Origin of the sequence: Bradyrhizobium sp. OK095 (assembly GCF_900109945.1) — a bacterium.
In the GTDB taxonomy this organism is placed as follows: domain Bacteria; phylum Pseudomonadota; class Alphaproteobacteria; order Rhizobiales; family Xanthobacteraceae; genus Bradyrhizobium.
In genome coordinates this window covers 130,698-150,654 of the sequence record NZ_FOBX01000002.1, presented here as the reverse complement: position 1 = coordinate 150,654, position 19,957 = coordinate 130,698, and the positions used below count along the sequence as shown (strand labels likewise).

Genomic DNA, 19,957 nt, shown 5'->3' with positions numbered 1-19,957 from the left:
CTCTGAATGGTGAAGACCGGTCTTGGCGCGACGATGGTGCGGGCGGGCAGGCGGCTTTTGTCGTCGCTGCCGGCGCTGTTCGGTGTGCTGGTCTTCACCTTTCTCCTGATGCGCGTTCTGCCCGGCGACCCCGCGGTGTTCTTTGCCTCGGGGCCCAATGCCGGCAAGGAGGAGATCGAGCTGATCCGCAAGCAGATGGGGCTCGACAAGTCAGTGCCGGAACAGCTCGTGTTCTATCTCTCCGACATTGGTCGGGGCAATCTCGGCCGTTCCATGATGACGGGGCAGCCAGTGCTGAAGGATTTGCGCGAGCGGCTGCCGGCCTCGCTGGAGCTGACTTTCACGGCGCTGTTGATCGCGCTGATCGCGGCGGTGCCGCTCGGCGTGATCGCGGCGCTGCGGCCGGGATCGGCCGTCGATCACGGCGTGCGGCTGTTCTGCGCGCTCGGCGTCTGCGTGCCGACCTTTGTCTCCGGCCTCTTGCTGATCTACGTCTTCTACTACCTGCTCGGGCTCGCGCCCGATCCGACCGGGCGGATCGACGTCTTCGCGTCGGTTCCGCCGCAGCGTACCGGCTTTCTGCTGATCGACTTTCTGCTCGCTGGAGATTTTGAGGGCTGGTGGGCGGCCTGCAAGCAGCTGATCCTGCCGGCGGTGAGCATGGCCCTGTTCGTGATCGCGCCGCTGGCGCGGATCACGCGCGCCTCGATGCTGGTGTCGCTCGGCAGCGATTTCGTGCGCACCGCGCGCTCGGTCGGATTGTCCTGGCACAAGGTCGTCGTCACCTATGCGCTACGGAATGCCATCCTGCCCGTCATCACCATCGCAGGCATCGTGTTCTCGACCATGCTGGGCGCCAATGTTCTGGTGGAGAAAGTGTTCTCCTGGCCGGGCGTTGCCTCCTATGCGCTCGATGCGCTGCTGTCCTCAGACTATGCGCCGGTGCAGGGTTTTGTGCTGCTGATGGCTGGCATCTTCGTGCTGGTCAATCTCATCGTCGATGTCTGCTATGGCATCGCCGATCCCAGGGTGTCGATCGAATGACCAGCGCAACCCTCCGTCATTCGGTCTGGATTTTGCGCGGCAACCCGCTCACAGCCGTTGCCGCAGCCGGCGTCGCGCTGTTCGTCCTGGTTGCGATCGTCGGGCCATGGATCGTTCCTTACGATCCCGTGGTCTCCAATGTCTCGGAGGCCTTGCAGGCGCCCAGCGCGGCGCATCTCGCCGGCACCGACCAGCTCGGCCGCGACGTGTTCAGCCGCCTCATCATCGCGGCCCGGCTCGATCTTGCCATCGCGGTCTCCGCGGTCGGCATCTCCTTCGCGATCGGCGCCGTCGTGGGCGCGTTCTGCGGCTATGCCGGCGGCAAGCTCGACCGCGCGGTCGGGCGTTTCGTCGACGTGATGATGGCGTTTCCGCTGTTCGTGCTGGCGATGGCGATGGTCGCAGCGCTCGGCAACCGCATCGAGAACATCGTGATCGCAACCGCGATCATCAATCTTCCGTTCTACATCCGCTTCGCGCGGGCCGAGGTCAACGTCCGACGCAATGTCGGCTGGGTGGAGGCCGCACGCTCCTGCGGCGAGAGTCACTTCTCGGTGGTGCTGCGCTTCCTGCTGCCGAACATCCTGCCGGCGATGGCGGTGCAGATCTCACTCAATCTCGGCTGGGCTATTCTCAATGCCGCCGGTCTCTCGTTTATCGGCCTCGGCGTCAAGCCGCCGACGCCGGAATGGGGCATCATGGTCGCCGAAGGCGCGCGCTTCATCTCGACCGGGCGGTGGTGGCTGGTGGCCTTCCCGGGCCTCGCGCTGATGATGGCCGTGCTGTGCTTCAATCTTCTTGGTGACGGGATGCGGGACATCCTCGACCCGCGCATGCGCACATGAGCGAGGACCTGCTCAGAATCGACGACCTTCACGTCTCGTTCTCGACGCGGCGGGGCTTGGTCGAGGCCGTGCGTGGCGTGACGCTCACGGTCAAGGCCGGTGAGATGCTCGGCCTCGTCGGCGAGAGCGGCTCGGGCAAGTCGGTCACTGGCTTTGCGACGACACGGCTGCTCGATGCGGCCGGGCGCGTTACCGGCGGAAAAATTCTGTTTCGCGGACAGGATGTGACGAAGCTCAGGGGAGACGACCTTCGTCAGCTCCAGGGCGCCGCGATGTCGATGATCTTCCAGAATCCGCGCGCCGCGCTCAATCCGATCCGCGCGATCGGCTTGCAGATCGCGGATGCGATCCTCACCCACAAGCGGATATCCAAGGACGCCGCGCGCGCCGAGGCGCTGGAGCTGCTGCGCGCGGTGCAGATCCGCGATCCCGAAGCGCGGATGAATGCCTATCCGCACGAGCTCTCCGGCGGCATGTGCCAGCGCGTCATGATCGCGATCGCGATCTCCTGCAATCCCGCGCTGCTGATCGCGGACGAGCCGACCACCGGCCTCGACGTCACCACCCAGAAGGTGGTGATGGACCTGCTTGCGGAGATCGCCGCCGCGCGCGGCATGGCGACGATCCTGATCACGCACGATCTCGGCCTCGCGGCGCGCTATTGCCGCCGCATCGCGGTGATGGAGCGTGGCCGCATCGTCGAGGAGGCAAGCCCGAAGACGCTCTTCCGCGCGCCGCAGCACGCCTATACCAAGCGCCTCGTTGCGGCATCGCCGACCGCAACATCCCGGATCGAGGATCTCGTGACGGAAGAGGAGCGGGAGCGCACTGCGGCCGTTGTCAGCAAGCCGAGGCCCGTGCCCGCACACGGTACGCCGCCGCTGCTGGAAGTGCGCAAGCTCGCAAAACGTTTCGACCAGGGCTCTGCTGCGGTCGCAGATTTCTCGATGACGATCGCCGGCGGCGAGAGCGTCGGTCTCGTCGGTGAATCCGGATCCGGCAAGAGCACGACCTCGCGGATGATCTGCCGCCTGATCGATCCGAGCGAGGGCGATATCGTGTTCGACGGGCAGTCGATCGGCCATGTGGCGGCACGCGATTTCCATCGCTCGCGCTTTCGCAAGGACATCCAGATGGTGTTCCAGGATCCCAACGAGAGCCTCAACCCGCGCTACACGGCCTTCGACTGCATCGCCCATCCCTTGATGCGTCTCGACGGCATGCGTGGGGGTGAGGCGCTGCGGAAGCGGGTGGAAGAGTGCGCCGAGCGAGTGGGATTGCCGCTGGATCTGTTGCCGCGCTTTCCGCATCAGCTCTCCGGTGGCCAGAAGGCCCGCGTCGGCATTGCCCGCGCCATCGCCTGCCGGCCGCGGCTCTTGGTGCTGGATGAGCCGACCGCCGCACTCGACGTCTCGGTGCAGGCGGTTGTGCTGCAACTGCTCGATCGCCTTAGGCGCGAGAACGACATCGCACTTCTGTTCGTCAGCCACGATCTCAACGTGGTGCGCATGCTGTGCGATCGCACCATCGTGCTGCGCAATGGCGGCATTGTGGAGCAGGGCGAGAGCCGGGCGCTGTTCGATAATCCAAAGACCGACTACACGCGCAAGCTGGTCGAGGCGATCCCGCATATCGAGACCGGGCCTGCGCTCGCGGCCGCCCTCTAAAGCCGCGGGTTCATCAAAAAGTCGATGGTATCCCGCTGGCGAAGGCGCGTTTACTGGCATACCATTTGCAGGCTAATGGTCTCTGTTTCACTCGCCTTTGGCCAATGATTGGCCGGTATCACGGCATTACTGGGAGGACTTCATGGATCGCAGGACCGTATTAAAGGGACTGGCTGGCGCGGGCGGCTTGGCATTGTCGGGCGGCCTCTCGGCCCCTGCGATTGCACAAGGTGCGGCGGCCCGCACCCTGCGATTTGTGCCGCAGGCCAACCTTGCCAATTTCGACCCGATCTGGGGCACGCAATATGTCGTGCGCAACGCGGCGGCGATGGTCTGGGATACGCTGTACGGCATCGATGCCGCGTTCCAGCCGCAGCGGCAGATGGTCGAGTCCGAGCAGGTCAGCGACGACGGCACGACCTGGATTTTCAAGCTGCGGTCCGGGCTCAAATTCCACGACGGCGAGCCGGTCTTGAGCAAGGACGTCGTCGCGAGCCTCAACCGCTGGGCGGTGCGCGATCCGATGGGCCTGATGATCAAGGCGCTGCAGCAGGAGTTGACCGCCGTCGACGACCGCACCTTCAAATGGGTCCTGAAGCAGCCTTTCCCGAAATTGCTGTTCGCGCTTGGCAAGAACAACGCGCCGGTCGCCTTCATCATGCCGGAGCGCATCGCGCAGACCGACCCGTTCAAGCAGATCTCGGAATATATCGGCTCCGGTCCGTTGAAATTCGCCAAGAGCGAGTGGGTCCCCGGCGCGAAAGCCGTGTTCGAGAAATTCACCGACTACGTGCCGCGGCAGGAGAAGCCGGACTGGCTCGCCGGCGGCAAGCAGGTCATGATCGATCGCGTCGAGTGGGTGATCATGCCTGACGCGGCAACCGCGGCAGCCGCGTTGCAGAACGGCGAGGTCGACTGGTGGGAGAATCCGATCGCGGATCTCGTTCCGGTTCTGAAGAAGAACAAGAACATCAGCGTCGATATCGGCGATCCCCTCGGCAATATCGGCTCGTTCCGCATGAATTTCCTCTATCCGCCTTTCAACGACGTCAAGGCGCGGCGTGCGGTGATGATGGCGCTTAGCCAGGAAGACTACATGCGCGCGATCGTCGGCGACGACAATTCGCTGTGGAAGTCGCTGCCCAGCTTCTTCACGCCGGATACGCCGCTCTATACCGAGATGGGCGGCGATATCCTCAAGGGCAAGCGCGACCTCAATGCCGCCAAGAAGCTGCTCGCCGAGAGTGGCTATTCCGGCCAGCCGGTGACCTGCCTCGTCGCGCAGGATCAGCCGATCACCAAGGCCATGGGCGACGTGACCGCGGACCTCCTGAAACAACTCGGCATGAATGTCGACTTCGTGGCGACCGATTGGGGCACGGTCGGCGCGCGACGCGCGCAGAAGACACCGCCCGGACAGGGCGGCTGGAACATGTTCCACACCTGGCATGCCGGCGCGGATTGCGTCAATCCGGCGCCGTACACGGCCATTCGTGCCACCGGCGACAAGGCGTGGTTCGGCTGGCCGACCAGCCCGGGCACCGAAAAGGAAGTTGCGTCGTGGTTCGAGGCCAAGAACCTCGACGAGGAGAAGGCCGCCATCGGTCGTCTCAACAAGGCGGCGATGGACGACGTCGTCTACGCGCCGACCGGCTTCTTCCTCAGCTACACCGCGTGGCGCAACAACGTCTCCGGTGTTGCCAAGGGACCGGTGCCCTTGTTCTGGGGCGTGTCGAAATCCGCATGACCCTGCGCTGAAGCCAGATGCTCTCCTACATCCTCCGTCGCATCGTCGCGACCTTGCCGGTCATGGCAATCGTCGCGCTGTTCGTGTTCAGCCTGCTTTACATCGCGCCGGGTGATCCCGCCGTGGTGATTGCGGGCGACCAGGCAAGCCCGGAGGATGTGGAACGCATCCGCCAGAGCCTCGGCCTCGATCGGCCCTTCCTGATCCAGTTCGGAAGCTGGGTCTGGCGTATCCTGCACGGCGATCTCGGCACCTCGATCTTCACCAATCTGCCGGTCTCGACGATGATCGGCCAGCGTCTCGGACCGACGCTGTCGCTGATGATGGTCACGCTTCTGCTCACGATCGTGGTCGCCGTGCCGCTCGGCGTCGTGGCCGCGTGGAAGGCCGGCAGCTTCATCGACCGCGCCATCATGGCGTTTGCCGTGTTCGGCTTCTCGCTGCCCGTCTTCGTCGTCGGCTATGTCCTCGCCTACATTTTTGCGCTGGAGCTCGAATGGCTTCCGGTGCAGGGCTATACGCCGATCACGCAGGGCTTTTGGCCGTGGCTGCAAAACCTGATCCTGCCGGCGGTCGCGCTCGGTTGCGTCTACATCGCGCTGATCGCGCGCATCACCCGTGCCACCATGCTTGAAGTCCTGCAGCAGGACTATATCCGCACCGCGCGGGCGAAGGGCATGGGGCAGGGTGGCATCCTGTTCATCCACGCGCTGAAGAACGCGGCGGTGCCGATCGTGACCGTCATCGGGATCGGTATCGCGCTCCTGATCGGCGGTGCGGTCGTCACCGAAAGCGTGTTCGCGATCCCCGGCCTCGGCCGGCTCACGATCGATGCGATCCTGCGCCGCGACTATCCCGTGATCCAGGGCATCGTGCTGCTGTTCAGCTTCGTCTACGTCCTCGTCAATTTGATGATCGACGTCACCTATACGCTCGTTGACCCGAGGATCCGCTATTGACCGACATCACCGTCAATCCGCAAGCGCTGCCGGCCGGCTTCGTCCTCGCGCCGCAACTGCCGGAGATCCTGCGGCCGGTCGTGATCCGGCGCGGCTTCGTCGGCTTCCTGCGCGGCCATCCCACCATTGCGATCGGCGGCGCGCTGTTGCTGACGCTCGTTCTGATCGCGGTCTTCGCGCCTTATCTCGGAACGGTCGATCCGACCGCGCTTGCGCCGGCCAAGCGGACCCGGGCGCCGTCGGCGGCTTACTGGTTCGGCAGCGACGTGCTCGGCCGCGACATTTATTCCCGCGTGCTGTTTGGCGCGCGGGTCTCGCTCACGGTCGGGCTGTCCGTTGCGATATTTGCCTCCGCGGCTGGCCTCGCCATTGGCGTCGTCTCCGGCTTCATCCGCTGGGCCGACAACATTTTGATGCGCTTCATGGACGGCCTGATGTCGATCCCGCCGATCCTGCTCGCGATCGCGCTGATGGCGCTCACGCGCGCCAGTGTCGGCAACGTCATCCTCGCCATCACCGTTGCCGAAATTCCACGGGTTTCGCGTCTTGTCCGAAGTGTGGTGCTGTCGCTGCGCGAGCAGCCCTATGTGGACGCGGCGGTCGCCTGCGGCACGCGCACGCCGATGATCATCCTGCGCCATATCCTGCCCAATACGCTCGCGCCGATGCTGGTGCAGGCGACCTATATCTGCGCCAGTGCCATGATCACCGAGGCGATCCTGTCCTTCATCGGTGCGGGCACGCCGCCGACCATTCCGTCCTGGGGCAATATCATGGCCGAGGGCCGCGCGCTGTGGCAGGTCAAGCCATACATCGTGTTCTTCCCGGCGGCCTTCCTGTCCGTCACCGTGCTTGCCGTGAATCTGCTCGGCGATGGCCTTCGCGATGCGCTCGATCCGCGCATGGCCAAGAGCCTGTGATGTCGAGAGGCTGATCGCGATGGCGCTGCTCGAAGTCGAGAACCTCCAGACCCACTTCCGCACGCCCAGCGGCATCAACCGCGCGGTCGAAGGCGTGTCCTTCCATGTCAACGAAGGCGAGACGCTCGCCATCGTCGGCGAATCCGGCTGCGGCAAGTCGGTGACCTCGATGTCATTGATGCGGCTGATCCCGGAGCCGCCCGGCAGGATCGCCGGCAGCATCCGCTTTGCGGGCAAGGACCTTCTGCAGCTGTCCGAGCGCGAGATGCGCGCCATCCGCGGCAACGACATCTCGATGATTTTTCAGGAGCCGATGACGAGCCTCAATCCGGTGCTGACGGTCGGCCGCCAGATTCGCGAGACGCTGATGATCCATCAGGGCCTCGACCAGCAAGCCGCCGAGGCCCACGCGGTCGAGGCACTGACCCTGGTCGGCATTCCCGAGCCGCAGCGGCGGGTGCGCGAATATCCGCACCAGCTCTCCGGCGGTATGCGCCAGCGCGTGATGATCGCGATTGCACTGGCCTGCAATCCAAAACTCCTGATCGCGGACGAGCCGACCACGGCGCTCGATGTGACCATTCAGGCGCAGATCCTGAAGCTGATGCTGGACCTGAAGAGCCGCGTCGGTGCGGCGATCATCCTGATCACCCATGATCTCGGCGTCGTCGCCGAGATCGCCGAACGCGTCATGGTCATGTATGCCGGCCGCAAGGTCGAGGAGGCGCCGGTGGCCGAGCTGTTCCGTTCGCCGCGCCATCCCTATACGCAGGGCCTGCTCGGCGCGGTGCCGCGGCTCGGTTCCTCGCTGACCGGTACGGCGAGACGGCTCGCGGAGATTCCCGGGCAGGTGCCCGATCTCCGGAAGCCGATCATCGGCTGCGTCTTCGCCGGGCGCTGTGCGCTTGCGACCGATCTGTGCCGTCAATACGCGCCGGGGCTCGAGGAGAAGGGTCCCCGCCACATCGCCGCCTGCCACTACGCGGCCAAGGGAGCCGTCGCGGCATGAGTCCTCCGCTGCTCCAGGTCAACGACCTCAAGAAACATTTTCCGGTCAACAAGGGCCTGTTCGGGCGCAAAACCGAATGGGTTTATGCCGTCGACGGCGTTTCTTTCGAGATCGCGAAGGGCGAGACGCTATCGCTGGTCGGCGAGTCCGGCTGCGGCAAGTCGACGGTCGGCCGCGCCATCCTGCGTCTGTTCGACATCACCGCGGGCCAGGTCATCCTCGATGGCCAGCGTATCGACGATGCACATCCGAGCACGATGCGGCAGATGCGGCGCCGCGTGCAGGTCGTATTCCAGGATCCGTTCTCCAGCCTCAACCCACGCATGCGCGTGCGCGACATCTTGGCCGAGCCGATCCGCAATTTCGGCCTCGCCAAATCCAGGGAGGAGCTCGAGGTCCGCGTCACGGAGCTGATGGACACCGTGCGGCTGCCGCGGGAGGCGCTGAACCGCCGGCCGCACGAATTCTCCGGCGGCCAGCGCCAGCGCATCGGCATCGCGCGCGCGCTCGCGGCCGAGCCCGAGCTGATCGTCTGCGACGAGGCGGTCTCGGCGCTCGACGTCTCGGTCAAGGCGCAGATCGTCAATCTGCTCCAGGATCTCCAGCAAAAATTCGGCCTGGCGCTGCTGTTCATCAGCCATGATCTCGCCATCGTCGAGCACATGACCCACCGCGTCGCGGTGATGTATCTCGGCAAGATCGTCGAAGTGGCGCCACGCCGCGAGATCTTTGCCGCGCCAAAACATCCCTACACCAAGGCGCTGCTCTCGGCCGTGCCGCTGCCCGAGCCGGGCGCCCACCGCAATCCGATCATCCTCAGCGGCGACGTGCCGAGCCCGATCAATCCGCCGAGCGGGTGCCGCTTCCACACCCGTTGCCCCTACGTGTTCGACCGCTGCCGCACGGAAGAGCCGCAGCTTCGTTCGACCGAAGGCGAGCAATGGGTTGCGTGCCACCTCGATGCATTGCCGGCAACCTGAGGCCCTGCGTCGCCGCTAGCCGATGGCAATCAGCGCGCGGCGGATGGCAGCAAAAATGTCCGCGATCTGTTCCTCGGTGATGATCAGGGGCGCCGCGCACGGCTCGGCGCTGTCGTAACCGCCACCGCGGGCAGACGCATCCAGCCCAGTCGATCCTGCGCCTTTCATCGGAATAAGCGGCAAATCGCCGCGCGATGCATCATTCCGGCCGATGGATGCCATCAGGAAAATGCCCAATCGGGCCGGAAAGCCATGTGCTAACAAAACTCAATCGCGCTTCGGCAAATTAGTTCTGCCGTGGCGCGCGGCCAGGGGCGGCATGTCCCGGCAATACAAAAGAAGAACATCGGTCTCAGGGGTGGAAATGGAACGAGATGTCCTGTTGTCGGGGGATGGCGCCAGAGAAAATCTGCCATCTGTCGCGATCGTCGATGCACGGAACGGCACGGCGCGCAGAGACGGGCAGCTGCCGCGACGGCTGGCAGCTTTCGCAACAGCCGGCCTGCTGGCGTTCTCGTTCCTCGTGACGCAGACGACCCCGGGTTCGGCCGGCCAGATTTGGAATGCCTACACCTACAATTCCGTTGCCACGGTTACCGCGGCCAAGGGCCTCGCCGAGCTGTTCGACGAGATCGGCAAGCGCACCAATGGCGAGCTGAAGATCAAGCTGCACCTCGGCGGCACGCTGCAGATCAAGGCGACCGACATCACCCAGGCCGTCGCGGACAACATCGTCCAGCTGGGAGATGACGCGTTCTTCCTCGGTAGCGTGCCTGTCGGCGCCGTCGTGCGCCTGCCGATGCTGGTCCACAATCCCGCCGAATACGAAAAAGTATCGGCCATCCTCGCGCCGGCGTTGAGCGAAGCCTACGCCAAGCGCGGCATCGTCGTGGTCGGCCAATACGTGTTTCCGGAGCAGGTGATCTGGTCCCGTAAGGAGATCAAGTCCCTCAAAGACATTCAGGGCCAGAAGATCAGGGTGATCTCGCCGGACCAGGGCGAGTTCATCAAGAGGATGGGCGGCTCGCCGGTGACGCTGGGAACGGCGGAAGTCCCCGCAGCCATCGACCGCGGCGTCGTCGACGGCGCGATCACCGCGAGCTCCGGCTACGGCTATGTCTGGCGCGACCTGTTCAAGTACAATTATCGGCTGAACCTCGGCTATGTCTCTTCGCTGCTGCTGGTGAACAAGAAGGCGTGGGACCGGCTGCCGCCGCCCGTGCAGGCAATCGTGCAGGACACGGTCCGCGAGATCGCGGACAAGACGACCAGGGCGATGGCGGCCGAGGATCAGGACATCACCCAAAAACTTGCAGCGCAGATGACCGCGACCACGGCGACGCCTGCTGATGTCGAGGAGGCCGGCCAGAAGATCAAGCCCTATTACGCCGAGTGGGCGAAGGGGCAGGGACCCGAGGCGGCCGAATTGCTCGACCAGGTCCGAAAAGCGCTCGGACGTTGACCGCCATGCTGTCATCTCCCCAAACGCAGCGGCTCGACGCCGGACACGCCGTCGAGGCCGCGCCTTCGCAACCGGCCGAAGGGTGGGTCGAGCGCCTGTGCCGCTGGCTCTGCGAGCTCGCCATCATGTCCATGATGGTCATGGTCGCGGCCGAAGTCCTCCTGAGAAACCTGTTTGGCGTCTCGCTGCAATCGGCCGACGAGCTTGGCGGCTATCTGCTCGTCGCCGTCTCGTTCCTGAGCCTGTCGACCTGCTTCGTCAGCGGCGCCTTCCACAAGGTGGAGTTCATCGACAACAGGCTCGGCGAGCGCGGTCACGCGCTGCGCAAGCTGATCTTCGATGCGATTGCGCTTGCCTTCAGCCTGCTGCTGCTCTGGCAGCTGGTCCGCCTGGTGCTGCGCAGCTTCGACGGCGGCGATTTTGCCGCGACCATTCTCGGCACGCCGCTGTGGATTCCCCAACTCACCATGCCGGTGGGCATCGCGGCGCTCTGCTATTCGCTGCTGAGGGCGATCGGCGCGGACATTCGCGGGCTCAGTGCGGCAAGCCGTCGGAGCCGTGGCCAATGAGCGCGGGTCTCCAGCTTGTCGTTTCGTTCGCGGTCTTCCTGTCGCTGCTCGGCCTCGGCATGCAGGTGCCGTTCGCGATCGCGATTCCCGCGGCCGTCTATCTGTTCATGCAGAACGGTTTTGACGCCTTCAACGGGCTTGGCCTCGTCAGCTGGGGCAGCATGGACAGTTTTACGCTGACCGCCATCCCGCTCTTCATCCTTCTCGCGGAGATCCTGCAAAAGAGCGGACTGAGCTTTCGGATCTATCGCGGGCTGTCGGTTCTGGTCGCGCGCATTCCGGGCGGCTTATTACAGACCAATATCGCGGGATGCGCGGTGTTCGCCGCGATCAGCGGCTCCAGCATCGCGACCGCGGCTTCGATTGGCAGCGTCGCGCTGCCCCAGCTCAGCCAGCGCAAATATGATCGCCGGCTCTCGGCCGGCTCGCTCGCCGCTGGCGGCACGCTCGGAATCCTGTTCCCGCCGAGCATCGCGATGATCGTCTACGGTACCTTCAGCGAGACCTCGGTCGCAAAGCTGTTCATGGCCGGTGTGATCCCGGGATTGATCCTGACCGCCATGTTCATGGCCTACATCGCCGTCTACACCACCATGAGGCCGAGCGCGGCGCCCGCGGAAGTGATGGTGCGGAGCCTCGCCGGGATCATGAGTGCGCTGGTGGATGTTCTGCCATTCGCGATCCTGATCGCGTTCATTCTCGGCAGCATCTATTCGGGGCTGGCCACGCCGACCGAGGCGGCGGCGATCGGATGCCTGTTCGGCATCGTGATATCCGCCATCTGGGGCGAGTTGACCTGGCCGAAATTCGTCGCAGCCATGCACCGGACGGTCGAGGTCGTCGGCAACATCCTGTTCATCGTCTACGCGGCCTTCCTGTTCTCCTACGCCATCAGCTATGCCGGCGTCGGCGACGACGTCACCGCCTTCGTCGTCGGTCTGCACCTGAGCAAGATCGAGTTCTTCATCGCGGTCTTCGTTCTCTACACCGTTCTCGGCTGTCTGGTTGAGAGCCTCGGCATGATCGTGATCACGGTGCCGCTGCTCTATCCGGTGCTCGTCCAGTACGGCGTCGATCCGATCTGGTTCGGCGTCATGCTCGTGATGTTCATCGAGCTTGGCCAGATATCACCGCCGATCGGTATCAATCTCTTCGTCATCCAGAGCATCTGGGACGGCAAGCTCAGCGAAGTCGTGATGGGAACGATCCCGTTCCATCTGATCATGCTGGTCCTGTTGTTCATGCTCGCGATCTGGCCGGAGATCGCGCTGTTCCTGCCGACGCGTATGGGCTGAAGAAGATCCGATCGACGGAGAAGTTGTGCGCGCGGCGCTCGCCGCGTGCCGCCTTGCTTCGCCTGCGAAATGACGTGCGACATCATCACGCCGACTGATGGTCAGTATCAAAATTTGGCCAATTCTCTGTCACGCGGCGATCGACGAATAATGGCTTGCGGATCGACCAGTCGATTCCGCGCATCAAGGTGAGCGACCAGGAATTCATGCAGCTCGAACACGCCATCAATTTCGACGACATCAGAACACTCGCGCGCAAGCGACTGCCGCGGATCGCTTTCGACTTCATCGACGGCGGGGTGGATGGAGAGGCGGGGCTCGCGCGCAATCGCGTCGCCTTCGACCGCTACAAGCTGCTGCCGCGTTATCTGGTCGACGTCGAGAACCGTCGCCAGACCGTCAATCTGTTCGGCCATGACTATGCCAGCCCGTTCGGTATCTCGCCGATGGGCATTGCCGGGTTCTTCCGGCCCGGTGCGGATCTGATGCTGGCGCGCGCGGCGGCGCGTTTCGACATTCCCTACATCATGTCGAGCGCGAGCTGCGATTCCATCGAGGCGGCGATGGCGCTCGCGCCCAAGACGACCTGGTTCCAGATCTACGGCACGCGCGACCCCCACATCACGCTCGACCTGGTGCGTCGTGCCAAGGCGCTGGGCGTACGGGTGTTGCTGATGACGATCGATACGCCTGTGATGGGCAAGCGCGAGCGCAATGTGCGCAACGGCTTTCGCCGGCCGATGAAGATGACGCCATCGGTGATCCTGCAGGGATTGAGCCGGCCGGGCTGGACCTGGCGCTATCTCACCCAGGGCGGAATTCCAATGATGGAGAATTGGCGGCCCTATGCGGTGGAAGGCGCCAGCGCCAATGCGATAGCCGACCTTTACGGCGAACAGACGCCGGCGCCGGCGCAGACTTGGTCGATCCTCGAGCAGGTGCGCAAGGCCTGGGACGGACCGCTGGTCGTCAAGGGCGTGATGCATCCGGCCGACGCGCTGAAATGCCTCGAACTCGGCGCGAATGGCGTGATGGTGTCGAACCATGGCGGACGGCAGCTCGACAGCGCGCCGGGTTCGATCGACATGCTGCCCGCGATCGCCGATGCGGTCGGAGGCCGCATGGAGATTCTGGTCGACAGCGGTTTTCGTCGCGGCAGCGATGTTGCGAAGGCGCTGTGCCTCGGCGCCAAGGCCGCGTTCTTGGGCCGCCCCGCGATGTTCGGCGTCGCCGCGGCCGGCGAGACCGGCGCTTGCAAGGTCATCGACATCATGCGGCAGGAGATCGGCTTGCTGATGGGACAGCTCGGCTGGATCAATCTCGACAGGGCGGGGCCGGACAGTTTGCTCGATCTGCTGGATCTCCGCATGGGACGAAATTAGCGAACGCGGCCATTACCGGTTCGAGAACGAGAGGAACGACGTGACCAAACGCATGCACCTGATCGGCTTCTACATGCACAGCCCGATCAACCATACGGCGCTGAGCTGGGCCGATCCCGAGGACGACCGCGTGGAGGGTATGCGGCAGTTCGAGCATTGGAAGCGTCTCGCACGAACGCTCGAGCGCGGCCGTTTCGATGCGGCATTCTTTGCCGACACGCCGGGCGGCATGGAACGCTACAAGGACAGCTTTGAAGATTATGTCCGCTACGGTGTCACCTGGCCCTGCCACGACCCGATGGCCTTGCTGGGCGTGATGCTGGCGGAGACCAAGCATCTCGGGCTCGCCGTCACGCTGTCGACGGCGGGGACGCATCCCTACCACACCGTGCGCCGGCTCTCGACGCTGGACTATCTCAGCGGCGGGCGCGTCGGCTGGAACATCGTGTCGGGTCATCTGCGCGGCGAGCATCGCGCGCTCGGCCTCGACCAGATCGAGCACGACAAGCGCTACGACCAGGCCGACGAGTACATGGAGATTTGCCACGCGCTGTGGAACGGGATCCAGCCCGGCGCCATTCTCGCCGACAGGCAAAACGGCCAGTTCGCCGACCCGGCCAAGGTCGCGGTGGTCGACTTCAAAGGCACGCACTACCGCTGCCATACGGTCTCGCCAACCCTGCCGTCGGCGCAGGGACGGCCCGTGCTGTTTCAGGCGGGCTCGTCAGGCCGCGGTCAGGAATTCGCGCTCAAGCACAGCGACGTCGTCTTCTCGATCCAGGCGCGGGTGGAGGCGATGAAGGGTTTCGTCGACAAGCTTGCGGACTCCTCGACATCGCAGGGGCGCGCCGAACCGCCGAAAGTGGTGTTCGGCATTCAATGCGTGCTCGGCGGCACCGAGGCCGAGGCTAAACGTCGCCAGGCCCAGATGTTCGATCGCATCCCGCTCGATGCCGCGCTCAGCCGGATGTCCGGCACGCTCGGCATCGACTTCAGCAGGATCGACCTCGACACGCCGCTGGCGGCCAACACGACCGATGCCTCGCGCGGCATGCTGATGGCGCTGGCCAACACGACCGGCGATGGCAACGCGACCGCGCGCGACGCGGCGCGCGTTTTCGGGGCGACCGCCGGCATGCCGCAGCTGGTCGGTACGCCGGAGCAGGTCGCCGACCAGCTCGAGCATCTCTGGCGCACGAGCGGCTGTCATGGCTTCAACATCACGCCGACGACCAACATTGCGAGTGTCGAGAACTTTGTCGACGAGGTCGTCCCGCTGCTGCAAGCGAAGGGCATCTTCCGAACTGACTATGACGGCGAAACCCTCCACGACAATTTGATGAACTGAGGCGCGGGCTATGGGTGTTTTCGAGATGTCGAACAATTCAAAGCCACGATCTCCCGAACTCAAGGCTCCCCTTGGGGCCTGCGATACGCATATGCACATCTACAGCAGGGCATATCCGGCCTCGTCCAAGGCCTGGCTGTTTCCGCCTGACTTCAGCGTCGAGGATTATCGCAAGGTGCAGGCCCGGCTCGGCTTGCAACGCACGATCGTCGTTCAGCCCGTCACTTACGGTTTCGACAATCGCTGCACGCTGAATTCGGTGGCCGCGTTCGGTCCCGGCGCGCGGGCGGTCGTGACCGTGCCGACTGATGTCACCGAAAGCGAGCTCGACCGGCTCTGGCAAGGTGGCGCGCGCGGCCTGCGCTACCATCAGATGCAGGGCAGCGTCACCGAATGGCCCGACGTTCCCGTGATGGCGGAACGGATCCGCGGCACCGGCTGGCATCTGCAGATCCAGTTCGACGGACTGGAATTTCCGGAGCATGAGGCGCTGCTCGCGCGTTTGCCCTGCACATTGGTGATCGACCATATGGGCCGTTATGCCCATCCGCTCGCGGTGGCGCATCCCGCCGTCCAGTCGCTGCTGCGTTTGGCTGCGCGCGACAACGTCTATGTCAAGCTCTCAGGCGCCTATCACATCGCCCATGCCGATGGCCCCGACTACAGGGAGGTCGCGCCGATTGCGCAGGCGCTCGTTCGGCAGGGCACGGATCGCCTGCTGTGGGGATCGGACTGGCCGCATCCGACCGAGACGGCCGAGACCATGCCTGACGACGCCGACCTCCTGGATCTGCTCCTGAGCTGGGCGCCTGATCCGCCCGCTCGCCAGGCCATCCTCTCCGACAATCCTGCCCGTCTCTACGGGTTCGGGTAGCCGACATGTCCCAAATTGCCCTGCCATCTGCTCACGCGGCGCCTGATCGACCCGATCAGGGCAGATGCATTGCGCTATCATCAGATATAATGATGGTGCGCCGGGCTGACCGTTTCATTGACCTGATGGGAGGGCCTGCTCGGCCCGATTCAACTCATTGGGCTAGGTGGAACATGCTCTCCAGGGTGACGCTGGACCAACTCCAGATGCTGATCGCCGTCGCGGATTGCGGCAATTTCTCTGCGGCTGCGCGCAAGGTCAATCGTGTCCAGTCGGCGGTCAGCCAATCCATTCAATCGCTCGAGGACGCGCTCGAACTAAAACTGTTCGACCGCTCGAGCAAGCTGCCCCGGCTGACGGAGGCCGGCAAGGCGATCGTCCAGGACGCGCGACGGATCGTCAGCGGCACGGATGCGCTGCGTGCCCGCGCGAAAAACATGGCGACCGTGGCCGAGCCCGAGATCAGCCTCTCGATCGAGCAGGTCTTTCCGAGCTCGGTGCTGATCGAGAGCCTGCGCGCGTTTCGCGAGCGCTTCCCGCTCGTCTCGGTGAACCTGCTCGCCGAAGGCCTCGGGGCGCCCGAGCAGTCGCTGTTCGAAGGCAATGCGCGGCTCGCAATCTATTCGACCGCGCTCGACGGCATGCCGGGCTTTCAGATGGAATTTCTCGGCGACGTGCCGATCTCGCTGGTGGCGTCGTCCCGTCATCCGCTGGCGACGATCGAGGGATTGATTCCGCAGGCCGCGCTGGAAGAGCACATTCAGCTGACCATGGTCGATCGCACCAAGCGTTACCGCGGCGTCGTGATGGGAACGCATACCTGGAGCTTCATCGATCAGTTCAGCCGGCTCGACTTCGTTCGTAACGGCTTTGGCTGGTGTGCGATGCCGACCCATCTTGCGCAATCCTATCTCGATTCCGGCGAGCTCGTGGAGCTGAAGCTCGCCGCGCATAACGGCGAGCCGCTGCGGTTTCCGCTCTATGCCGTGCACAAGATCGAGCAGCCGCCGGGGCCGGCCGCGCAATGGCTGCTGAGCGAGCTGCGGCGTCGTTTTTCCGAATGGATCGCCGCAACCGTCGATCGCCAGTCGCCGCGGCGGGGAATCCAAATCCGCGTGACCACGGTGTGATGACTAATCAGGCTGAACGGAGTCGTTGATGAAATCACCGATCGAGAGTGGAGACCCCCGTGTCGAGCTGGAGGGCTTTCGGCGTAGTCTCGCCGAATTCGCAACCGGCATCACTGTTATCTCGACGTCGGCGGGCGGCGAGCGCTTCGGCCTGACATCGAACTCGTTCACCTCGGTCTCGCTCGATCCCCCGTTGGTACTGTGGTCGATCCGCCGGGAGAGCAAGAGTTTTGCCGCCTTCGCGGCGTGCTCACATTTCGCCGTGAACGTCCTCGCTGAAGACCAGATCGAGCTGTCGCAGCGCTTTGCACGGTCGGGGCCGGACAAGTTTGGGGATCTCGACTGTGGCGCAGGCGAGGGCGCAGCCCCGTTGCTCGCCGGCGTCGCGGCCTCGTTCGAATGCGTCTGTCGCCAGACCCTCGATGGCGGCGATCATCTCATCCTGATCGGTGAGGTCGTGCGCTACCATCGCCACGATCGGCGGCCGCTGCTGTTCGTCAGGGGCGGCTATGCAGTCTCGGCCGAGCATCCCGACATGCGTGCCTTCGCTGGCGGCGGAAGTGCGGACCGGCCCGACGGCGGCGAGGAGCGCGTGCTGTCCAACCTCATGATCCGCGCTTACAGCAGCATCGCATCGCGGCTGGAGCAGGGGCGGCAGACGGAAGGGCTCGGCCTCACGCTGATGCAGGCGCGGCTGCTGCGCGCCGCGGCGACCTCGCCCGACCGCACGCTCGACGCGTTGATGCCGGAGCTGTTCCTCGATTTCGGCGCCAGCCGCAGTCTTCTTGAATCGGTCGTGTCGCTGGGGCTGGTCGCCGTCGATGATCACGGCCGCATTCGTTTGACCGCGGAAGGGGAAGGGCGCCTTCGCGCGATCGTGGCCCATGCGCGTGCCAATGAAGCGATCCTGTTTCAGGACATCCCCGACAGCGATCTCGCAACCGTCAGGCGCGTTCTCAGCACAATGGTTTCGACGCAGCTCAGCGAGCCGAAACCCGCGGTCGTCCGGTGATGACGCGCGGTCGCCGCTGACGAGGCTATTTTCACCTTCGAAAGGACATCACAGTGCAATCAGTCGTCTACACACGGATCCCCCGGCTTGATCCCGCGCTTATCGCGCGCGCCAGCCGCATCAATGTCGCCGATCTGCATGAGGGATTGGGGCCCGTCGTCGGCCGGCAGTGCCTGATGCAGCCGCAAATGCGCGCCCTGTTCCCGGCCGCCCGGATCTGCGGCCAGGCGATCACCTCGTTCAATTTTCCCGGCGATAATCTCATGCTTCATGCGGCGTTCCGGGTTGCTGCGCCCGGCGACATCCTCGTGCTGACCAATGGTGGCTCGCCGCAGGGCGCGCTGTGGGGCGAGATCGCGAGCTACTACAGCCGGATCAGGCAATTGGGCGGCGCCGTGATCGACGGCGCAATGCGCGACACGCTGCAGATCACCGAGATGGCGTTTCCGGTGTTCGCCTCCTGCGTCTCAGTGTCCTATCCCGGCAAACGCGGCCCGGGTGCGGTCAATGTCCCCGTGGTCGTCTCAGGCGTCACCGTCAATCCCGGTGATCTCATCGTCGGCGATGCCGATGGCGTCATGGCGATCCCGCCCGCTCAGGTCGAGGCTGCGGTGCGCGATGCCGAGGCGCGGGTGGCCAAGGAAGCCGAGATCAAGCGGCGGCTCGACGAGGGGCAGACGCTTTACGATGTCGCGGGGATGAAGAGCTTGTTTGAAGCTGCCGGCATCGTCGAGATCGACGCCGTCTGGAGCGATCGGACCTAGATCTGCTTCATGGGCATGCGGGATTTCGCCAGCACGCAGTGAATGCCCTTGTTGCCGTCGACCAGCTGCGTGACCCTGAGGTCGGCGGCGATCGAGCAGAGCGTATAGGCATCCTGCGCGCTGAGGCCGCTTTTCTCCCGGATCAGCGCGATCATGTCGCGCAGCGCGGCCTTGGCGGCGTCGTCGAGATCCTCGTCGAATCCCATGGTGATCCAGTCCGACGCCGTCTCCGCACGCGGCGAGGTGAGGTGGAGATCGCGGCGGACGTGGAATTCGAAGGTGCCGGTGAGCGCGGCCTCGATCGCGGTCAGGCAGACTTCGCCATCGCCCTGGAGCGCGTGGCCGTCGCCGGCCGAGAACAGCGCGCCCGGCACGAACACCGGAAAATACAGCGTGCTGCCGGCACCGAGCTCCTTGTTGTCCATGTTGCCGCCGAACGCCCGCGGCTCCTTCGAGGACAGTCGGCCCCAGGACGGCGGCGGCGCGACGCCGAAATTGCCGAAGAAGGGGGAGAGCGGCAGCTCCTGTCCCCACGGCAGCCGCGCGACATTGCGCGCTCGGTCCAGCGGAATGTGGATGCGGCGGAATTCCGGGAAATCCTCCGGCAGGGTACCGAGGGTCGGGACCTGGATATTCCAGCCCCAATTACAGCGCAGCGCGATGTTGAGGACGCGCACTTCAAGGACGTCACCGGGCTCACTGCCCTCGATGTAGACGGGACCGGTGAGGAGATGCGGTCCCGGACCGCGAAAAGTGCTTGCCAGCACCTCCGCGTGTCCGGGAACGATGTCATAGCCGAGCGACGGATCGGGCAGATCGTCCGGTTCGCCCGACAGCGTCTCGATGGTCACCCGGTCTCCGGATGCGATCCGGAGCACCGGTTTCGATCGTCCATCCCAGAGTCCCCATTGGACATTTCCGGGCGTGGATTGCAGAACGAAGTCCATGAT

At 64.5% G+C, this 19,957-nt stretch carries 19 protein-coding genes; 17 read left to right on the top strand and 2 right to left on the bottom strand.

Going from position 1 to position 19,957, the window contains the following annotated elements; genetic code table 11:
- Positions 1 to 9 precede the first annotated feature (9 nt).
- The 8 genes from BMW89_RS05790 (at position 10) to BMW89_RS05755 (ending at position 9,171) form a co-directional block, all read left to right on the top strand.
- Positions 10 to 1,044 carry an ABC transporter permease gene (locus tag BMW89_RS05790; protein WP_092024651.1) on the top strand — a complete coding sequence of 345 codons (1,035 nt, stop codon included), beginning with the start codon at positions 10 to 12 and terminating at the stop codon, positions 1,042 to 1,044.
- Positions 1,041 to 1,889 (top strand): ABC transporter permease, encoded by an 849-nt coding sequence (locus BMW89_RS05785; protein ID WP_092023680.1) that lies wholly within the window; start codon positions 1,041 to 1,043, stop codon positions 1,887 to 1,889. Before BMW89_RS05790 ends, BMW89_RS05785 begins: the two co-directional genes overlap by 4 nt.
- Positions 1,886 to 3,556 (top strand): nickel ABC transporter ATP-binding protein NikE, encoded by a 1,671-nt coding sequence (gene nikE, locus BMW89_RS05780; protein WP_092023678.1) that lies wholly within the window; start codon positions 1,886 to 1,888, stop codon positions 3,554 to 3,556. The genes BMW89_RS05785 and nikE overlap by 4 nt, the downstream gene beginning before the upstream one ends.
- A 142-nt stretch (positions 3,557 to 3,698) precedes the next feature.
- The gene (locus tag BMW89_RS05775) at positions 3,699 to 5,303 is read left to right on the top strand and encodes an ABC transporter substrate-binding protein (RefSeq protein ID WP_092023677.1); all 1,605 of its coding nucleotides are present in this window, start codon (positions 3,699 to 3,701) and stop codon (positions 5,301 to 5,303) included.
- Positions 5,304 to 5,320: 17 nt separating this feature from the next.
- Positions 5,321 to 6,262 (top strand): ABC transporter permease, encoded by a 942-nt coding sequence (locus BMW89_RS05770; RefSeq protein WP_092023675.1) that lies wholly within the window; start codon positions 5,321 to 5,323, stop codon positions 6,260 to 6,262.
- Positions 6,259 to 7,182, top strand: coding sequence for an ABC transporter permease (locus BMW89_RS05765; protein ID WP_092023673.1), 924 nt, complete (start codon positions 6,259 to 6,261; stop codon positions 7,180 to 7,182). The genes BMW89_RS05770 and BMW89_RS05765 overlap by 4 nt, the downstream gene beginning before the upstream one ends.
- A gap of 19 nt (positions 7,183 to 7,201) precedes the next feature.
- The gene (locus BMW89_RS05760) at positions 7,202 to 8,191 is read left to right on the top strand and encodes an ABC transporter ATP-binding protein (RefSeq protein WP_177195919.1); all 990 of its coding nucleotides are present in this window, start codon (positions 7,202 to 7,204) and stop codon (positions 8,189 to 8,191) included.
- Positions 8,188 to 9,171 carry an ABC transporter ATP-binding protein gene (locus BMW89_RS05755; RefSeq protein ID WP_092023671.1) on the top strand — a complete coding sequence of 328 codons (984 nt, stop codon included), beginning with the start codon at positions 8,188 to 8,190 and terminating at the stop codon, positions 9,169 to 9,171. The genes BMW89_RS05760 and BMW89_RS05755 overlap by 4 nt, the downstream gene beginning before the upstream one ends.
- 15 nt (positions 9,172 to 9,186) lie before the next feature.
- Here BMW89_RS05755 and BMW89_RS05750 read toward each other — a convergent pair whose 3' ends face one another.
- A complete protein-coding gene (locus BMW89_RS05750) occupies positions 9,187 to 9,393 on the bottom strand; it encodes a hypothetical protein (protein WP_143062720.1) in 207 nt (68 codons plus the stop codon).
- Positions 9,394 to 9,535: 142 nt separating this feature from the next.
- Here BMW89_RS05750 and dctP point away from each other — a divergent pair, with 142 nt between their 5' ends.
- The 9 genes from dctP (at position 9,536) to BMW89_RS05705 (ending at position 19,007) form a co-directional block, all read left to right on the top strand.
- Positions 9,536 to 10,633, top strand: coding sequence for a TRAP transporter substrate-binding protein DctP (gene dctP / locus BMW89_RS05745; RefSeq protein WP_244547539.1), 1,098 nt, complete (start codon positions 9,536 to 9,538; stop codon positions 10,631 to 10,633).
- Between the two features lie 5 nt (positions 10,634 to 10,638).
- Complete coding sequence (locus tag BMW89_RS05740) at positions 10,639 to 11,202, top strand: TRAP transporter small permease (RefSeq protein WP_143062719.1); 564 nt, start codon at positions 10,639 to 10,641, stop codon at positions 11,200 to 11,202.
- Positions 11,199 to 12,497 (top strand): TRAP transporter large permease, encoded by a 1,299-nt coding sequence (locus tag BMW89_RS05735; RefSeq protein ID WP_092023665.1) that lies wholly within the window; start codon positions 11,199 to 11,201, stop codon positions 12,495 to 12,497. The genes BMW89_RS05740 and BMW89_RS05735 overlap by 4 nt, the downstream gene beginning before the upstream one ends.
- Positions 12,498 to 12,652: 155 nt before the next feature.
- On the top strand, positions 12,653 to 13,879 hold the full coding sequence (locus tag BMW89_RS05730) for an alpha-hydroxy acid oxidase (protein WP_244547538.1): 1,227 nt from the start codon (positions 12,653 to 12,655) through the stop codon (positions 13,877 to 13,879).
- 40 nt (positions 13,880 to 13,919) lie between these two features.
- Positions 13,920 to 15,227 (top strand): NtaA/DmoA family FMN-dependent monooxygenase, encoded by a 1,308-nt coding sequence (locus tag BMW89_RS05725; RefSeq protein ID WP_092023663.1) that lies wholly within the window; start codon positions 13,920 to 13,922, stop codon positions 15,225 to 15,227.
- Positions 15,228 to 15,318: 91 nt separating this feature from the next.
- Positions 15,319 to 16,101: an amidohydrolase family protein gene (locus BMW89_RS05720; protein WP_177195852.1), complete on the top strand. Its 783-nt coding sequence runs from the start codon at positions 15,319 to 15,321 to the stop codon at positions 16,099 to 16,101.
- Between the two features lie 173 nt (positions 16,102 to 16,274).
- Entirely contained in the window at positions 16,275 to 17,231 is a 957-nt protein-coding gene (locus tag BMW89_RS05715) for a LysR family transcriptional regulator (RefSeq protein ID WP_177195851.1), read from the top strand.
- A gap of 28 nt (positions 17,232 to 17,259) precedes the next feature.
- Positions 17,260 to 18,243 (top strand): flavin reductase family protein, encoded by a 984-nt coding sequence (locus tag BMW89_RS05710; protein WP_092023657.1) that lies wholly within the window; start codon positions 17,260 to 17,262, stop codon positions 18,241 to 18,243.
- A gap of 53 nt (positions 18,244 to 18,296) precedes the next feature.
- On the top strand, positions 18,297 to 19,007 hold the full coding sequence (locus BMW89_RS05705; protein ID WP_092023654.1) for an RraA family protein: 711 nt from the start codon (positions 18,297 to 18,299) through the stop codon (positions 19,005 to 19,007).
- Here the strand turns inward: BMW89_RS05705 and BMW89_RS05700 are convergent.
- On the bottom strand, positions 19,004 to 19,954 hold the full coding sequence (locus tag BMW89_RS05700; protein WP_092023652.1) for an acetamidase/formamidase family protein: 951 nt from the start codon (positions 19,952 to 19,954) through the stop codon (positions 19,004 to 19,006). The two genes, BMW89_RS05705 and BMW89_RS05700, sit on opposite strands and share 4 nt — an antisense overlap.
- Between the last annotated feature and the right edge of the window lie 3 nt (positions 19,955 to 19,957).